Here is a 5,832-nt window from a genome sequence, read left to right as displayed (position 1 = left end):
GGCGAAAACCGCACGCTGGACGCCAAATTCGTCTTCGTCGGCGCGGGCGGGCAAGCGCTGCCGTTGCTGCAGAAGTCCGGCATCGAGGAAGCCAACGGCTTTGGCGGCTTCCCGATCGGTGGACGATTCCTGCGCAGCGGCAACCCCGCCGTCACCGGCGCTCACCGGGCCAAGGTCTACGGCTTGCCGGCGCCGGGCGCGCCCGGGATGACGGCGGCGCACCTGGACGCGCGCATCGTGAACGGCAAGCCCTGGCTGCTGTTCGGGCCGTTCGCGGGATGGTCGCCGAAATTCCTCAAGCACGGCCGTGCGAGCGATCTGGTGCGATCCGTTCGGCCGGGCAATCTGGCCACCGTGCTCGGGACCGGCGTCAGCCAGCTGGAGCTGGTCAGCTATCTGATCGGCCAGCTAGGACAGTCGGAGGCCAACCGGATCAAGACGCTGCGCGAATTCGCGCCCAGCGCAGTCGATTCCGACTGGAAGCTGACGACCGCCGGGCAACGGGTCCAGGTGATCCGGCCACGCAAGCGTCGAGGCGGCGCGCTCGAATTCGACACCACCGTGCTTTGTGCCGCAGACGGCAGCATCGCCGGACTGCTCGGCGCGTCACCGGGTGCGTCGACGGCGGTGTCGGCGATGCTCGGGGTGCTGCAGCGCTGCTTTGCCGACCGCTACCAGACCTGGCTACCGATTATCAAGGAGATGGTGCCGTCGCTCGGAGCGACTTTGTCCGAGGAACCGGTGCTGTTCGAGGAGCTGCGGTCCTGGACCAACAAGGCGCTGGGGCTGGAGCAGTCATGACCAACCCGTTGCACCGCGCCTGGGCCAAAGACCTCGACGTTCACACTCTTTACGCGCTACTCAAACTGCGGGTGGAGGTCTTCGTCGTCGAGCAGGCCCGCCCATATCCCGAACTCGACGGGCGTGACCTGCTCAGCGAGACACGTCACTTCTGGCTGGCGGATCCCGAAGGTGAGGTGATCTGCACGCTGCGGCTGATGGAGGAGTACCCGGGCGGGCACAAGGCATTCCGGCTCGGGCGCTTGTGCACCAAACGCAGCGCCCGCGGCGAAGGCCACACCACCCGGTTATTACGTGCGGCGTTGGCCGAAGTCGGCGACTACCCGTGCCGGATCAACGCTCAGGTATATCTGGCGGACATGTACTCGCAGCACGGATTCGTCCGAGACGGTGACGACTTCCTCGACGACGGCGTTCCGCACGTGCCCATGCTGCGACCGGGTAGTCCGGCCTGACGCCATGGTCACCGCATCGGAGAACCCGTATCTGGTCGGCCTGCGAATGGCCGGGAAGAAGGTCGTCGTGGTGGGCGGCGGCGGCGTCGCCCAACGCCGGCTTCCGTTACTCGTCGCCAGCGGAGCAGACGTGCACGTCGTTGCCCGCAGCGCCACCCGCTCGGTCGAGGCGATGGGCGGAATCACGCTGGCGCTGCGCGACTATCGCGACGGTGACCTGACCGGCGCCTGGTATGCGATCGCGGCCACCGACGATCCGCAGGTGAACGCCGCGGTGGTGGCCGAAGCCGATCGCCACCGAATCTTCTGCGTCCGCGCCGATATCGCGATCGAGGGCAGCGCGGTGACCCCCGCATCGTTCGCGTACGCAGGGCTGTCGGTGGGAGTGCTGGCGGGTGGTGAGCACCGTCGCTCGGCGGCCATCCGCTCGGCGATCCGCGAGGCACTACAGCAGGGCGTGATCTCGCAGGAGAGCTTCGAGAGCACCGACGTGGTGCGCGGCGGGGTGGCGCTTATCGGCGGCGGGCCCGGCGATCCGGAACTGATCACCGTGCGGGGCCGGCGGCTGCTCGCGCAGGCCGACGTCGTCGTCGCCGACCGGCTTGCCCCGCCGGAACTTCTCGCCGAATTGCCGCCGAACGTCGAGGTGATCGACGCCGCCAAGATCCCGTACGGACGGGCAATGGCCCAAGACGCCATCAACGCCGTGATGATCGAGCGGGCTCGAGCCGGCCAATTCGTGGTGCGGCTCAAAGGGGGAGACCCGTTCGTGTTCGCCCGCGGCTACGAGGAGGTGCTGGCCTGCGTCGAAGCCGGTATCCCGGTGACGGTCGTGCCTGGTGTGACCAGTGCCATAGCGGTGCCGGCGTCGGCCGGTGTTCCGGTCACCCACCGCGCGATCAACCACGAATTCGTGGTGGTCAGCGGACATGTGGCGCCGGGTCATCCCGAATCGTTAGTGAATTGGGATGCATTAGCTGCAATGACCGGAACCATTGTTTTGCTGATGGCGGTCGAACGCATCGAGCTTTTCGCGGAAGTCCTGCTGAAAGGCGGCCGACCTGCGGATACGCCGGTGGTAGTTGTTCAACAAGGTACGACGGCGGCCGAACACACTTTGCGAGCCACTCTGGCCGACGCGCCGGAAAAGATCCGTTCGGAGGGTATTCGACCTCCCGCGATCATCGTTATCGGTTCGGTGGCCGCGTTCGGCATTTAAAAGATCCCTAAGATTACTGTAGGGTAAGTTCTTATGACGGCTCTCAACGATGCAGAGCGGGCTGTCCAAAGATGGACGACTGAACCCTCGAAGCGAGCAGTTCACATGCCCCAACCGCACCCGGAAAAGACCGCCGAGTCGACTCCGACCAAGACTTCCACGACGTGGCTGCCGACGCGCCGGTTCTTCGCCGCGGTCATTGCCATCGCCGGTATGCAGCTGATGGCGACCATGGACGGCACCATCGCGATCGTCGCGCTTCCCAAGATCCAGAACGAGCTGAGCCTGTCTGACGCCGGCCGCAGCTGGGTCATCACCGCCTACGTATTGACCTTCGGTGGCCTGATGCTGCTGGGTGGCCGCCTCGGCGACACCATCGGCCGCAAGCGGACCTTCATCGTCGGCGTCTCACTGTTCACCATCGCGTCGGCGCTGTGCGGCATCGCCTGGGATGACGTCACATTGGTCATCGCGCGGCTGCTGCAAGGTGTGGGCGCCGCGATCGCGTCGCCGACCGGCTTCGCACTGGTCGCCACCACGTTCGCCAAGGGGCCCGCACGCAACGCGGCCACCGCGGTCTTCGGGGCGATGACCGGTGTCGGCTCGGTGATGGGCCTGGTGGTCGGTGGAGCGCTCACCGAGGTGTCCTGGCGGCTGGCGTTTTTGGTGAATGTGCCGATCGGGCTGGTGATGATCTACCTGGCCCGCACCGCGCTGCGGGAAACCAACCGCGAGCGGATGAAGCTCGACGCGGCCGGGGCTGTGCTGGCGACGTTGGCCTGCACCGCGGCGGTGTTCGCCTTCTCGTCGGGACCCGAAGCGGGCTGGATTTCGTTCACCACGATCGGTTCGGCTGTGGTTGGGCTCGTCGCGTTCGTCGCGTTCGCCTTCGTGGAGCGCTCGGCCGAGAACCCCGTCGTCCCGTTCAACTTGTTCTTCGACCGCAACCGGGTGGCCACGTTCGCCGCGATCTTCCTGGCCGGGGGGGTGTTGTTCACCGTCACCGTGCTGGTCGCCATCTACGTGCAGGACATCATGGGCTACAGCGCCCTGCGCGCGGGTGTCGGCTTCATCCCGTTCGCGATTGCGATGGGCATCGGGCTCGGCGGGTCGTCGCAGTTGGTGTCGCGCTTCCAGCCGCGGGTCGTGGTCATCGCCGGTGGAGCGCTGGTGGTCGGCGCCATGGTCTACGGGTCGACGTTCAACGGCCAGATGCCGTACTTCCCGAACCTGATCGTGCCGGTCGTGATCGCAGGTATCGGTATCGGCATGATCGTTGTGCCGGTGGCGCTCTCGGCGATCGCGGGCGTCGGCTTCGACCAGATCGGACCGACCTCGGCCATCGCGCTGATGCTGCAAAACCTCGGTGGTCCAGTGGTTCTCGCCGTCATCCAGGCTGTCATCACATCGCGCACGCTGTACCTGGGCGGCACCAACGGCCCGGTGAAGAACATGAACGCCGCGCAATTGCACGCGCTTGACCAGGGCTATACCTACGGCTTGCTGTGGGTGGCCGGCGTCGCCGTCATCGTCGGCGGGGTGTCGCTGCTGATCGGCTACACCGCCGAGCAGGTGGCTCACGCGCAGGAAGTAAAGGACGCCATCGACGCCGGCGAGCTCTAGCTCGTCGCTTCGCCCAACAGAAGCCACGGCTGTCATCCCTCGCGGAGCGCAGCCGTGGTTGCTGTTTGGCGATTACCACTCATTACTAGTTAGGCTTGCGCGCTGTGATCACCCGGATGTCCGAGCTGTTTCTGCGCACACTGCGCGACGCCCCCGCCGATGCCGAAGTAGCCAGCCACAAGCTGCTGATCCGTGCCGGCTACGTGCGACCGATCGCGCCGGGGCTCTACAGCTGGTTGCCGCTCGGGCTGCGGGTGCTGCGCAACATCGAACGCGTCGTACGCGAAGAGATGAACGCGATCGGCGGCCAGGAGATCCTGTTCCCGGCCCTGCTGCCGCGCGGCCCCTACGAGACGACGAACCGCTGGACCGAGTACGGCGACGGGATATTTCGGCTCCAGGACCGCCGCGGCAACGACTACCTGCTTGCGCCGACCCACGAGGAAGTCTTCGCACTGATGGTGAAAGGGGAGTACAGCTCCTACAAAGACCTTCCTCTTGCGCTCTACCAGATCCAGACCAAGTATCGCGACGAGGCGCGGCCCCGGGCCGGCCTGTTGCGGGTGCGCGAGTTCGTGATGAAGGACTCCTACACGTTCGACATCGACGACGCTGGGCTCAAGGCCGCCTATCACGCGCACCGAGAGGCCTATCAGCGCATGTTCGACCGGCTGCAGGTGCGCTATGTGATTGTGTCTGCGGTATCGGGCGCGATGGGCGGGTCGGCCTCCGAGGAGTTTCTGGCCGAAAGCTCGGTCGGTGAGGACACTTTCGTCCGTTGCCTGGAGTCCGGTTACGCCGCGAACGTCGAGGCCGTGGTCACCGCGCGGCCGGAAGCGCGACCCATCGACGGACTGCCCGACGCGGTGGTCCACGACACCGGCGACACCCCGACCATCTCGACCTTGGTCGAGTGGGCCAACGGGGCGGGGCTGGGCCGCAGCGTCGCCGCTGCTGACACCCTGAAGAACGTGCTGCTCAAGGTGCGCCAACCTGGCGGCGACTGGGAGCTACTGGCAATCGGGGTGCCCGGCGACCGCGAGGTCGACGACAAACGGCTGGGCGCCGCGCTCGACCCTGCCGAGTACGCGTTGCTCGACGACGCCGACTTCGCCAAATACTCCTTCCTCGTGAAGGGCTACATCGGTCCGAAAGCACTGCTGGACAACGGTGTTCGCTATCTGGTCGATCCGCGGGTGGTGGACGGCACCAGCTGGATCACCGGCGCCGATCAGCGCGGCAAGCATGTCGTCGGTTTGGTCGCCGGCCGCGACTTCACCGCCGACGGCACCATCGAGGCCGCCGAAGTGCGCGACGGCGATCCGTCGCCCGACGGCGCCGGGCCGCTGGTCTCGGCCCGTGGCATCGAGGTCGGCCACATCTTCCAGCTCGGTCGCAAGTACACCGATGCCTTCACCGTCGATGTGCTCGGGGAAGACGGCAAGCCGGTGCGGCTGACCATGGGTTCCTACGGCCTCGGGGTGTCGCGGCTGGTGGCGGTCATCGCCGAACAGCATCACGACGAACTGGGGCTGCGGTGGCCATCCGAGGCTTCGCCGTTTGACGTGCATCTGGTGATCGCGAACAAGGACGCCGAAGCGCGGGCGGGGGCCACCGCCCTGGCCACCGATCTGGATCGGCTGGGCATCGAGGTGTTGCTCGACGACCGGCAGGCATCACCCGGAGTGAAGTTCAAAGACGCCGAGCTGCTCGGGGTGCCGTGGATCGTTGTGG

5 protein-coding genes are annotated in these 5,832 nt (G+C 66.4%); all 5 read left to right on the top strand.

Going from position 1 to position 5,832, the window contains the following annotated elements:
- A partial coding sequence (locus WAN02_RS00505; RefSeq protein ID WP_422261787.1) for a malate:quinone oxidoreductase occupies positions 1-801 on the top strand: 801 nt, incomplete at its 5' end.
- Positions 798-1,256, top strand: coding sequence for a GNAT family N-acetyltransferase (locus WAN02_RS00500; protein WP_422261785.1), 459 nt, complete (start codon positions 798-800; stop codon positions 1,254-1,256). The genes WAN02_RS00505 and WAN02_RS00500, both read left to right, overlap by 4 nt.
- A 4-nt stretch (positions 1,257-1,260) precedes the next feature.
- A complete protein-coding gene (gene cobA / locus WAN02_RS00495; RefSeq protein WP_422261783.1) occupies positions 1,261-2,475 on the top strand; it encodes a uroporphyrinogen-III C-methyltransferase in 1,215 nt (404 codons plus the stop codon).
- A 33-nt stretch (positions 2,476-2,508) separates the two neighbouring features.
- Positions 2,509-4,098 (top strand): MFS transporter, encoded by a 1,590-nt coding sequence (locus WAN02_RS00490; protein ID WP_422261781.1) that lies wholly within the window; start codon positions 2,509-2,511, stop codon positions 4,096-4,098.
- A 104-nt stretch (positions 4,099-4,202) separates the two neighbouring features.
- The coding region (locus tag WAN02_RS00485; RefSeq protein WP_422261789.1) for a proline--tRNA ligase at positions 4,203-5,832 on the top strand (1,630 nt) is incomplete at its 3' end.

This window comes from Mycobacterium sp., assembly GCF_049281135.1.
Lineage (GTDB): Bacteria > Actinomycetota > Actinomycetes > Mycobacteriales > Mycobacteriaceae > Mycobacterium.
The sequence above is the reverse complement of the archived record's forward strand: the minus strand, read 5'-3'. Positions and strand labels throughout refer to the sequence as shown.

Bases quoted from the DNA above. Each gene is read 5' to 3' on its own strand.
- WAN02_RS00500 (WP_422261785.1), top strand. From the start codon at position 798: ATGACCAACCCGTTGCACCGCGCCTGGGCCAAAGACCTCGACGTTCAC.
- WAN02_RS00490 (WP_422261781.1), top strand. From the start codon at position 2,509: ATGACGGCTCTCAACGATGCAGAGCGGGCTGTCCAAAGATGGACGACT.
- cobA (WP_422261783.1), top strand. From the start codon at position 1,261: ATGGTCACCGCATCGGAGAACCCGTATCTGGTCGGCCTGCGAATGGCC.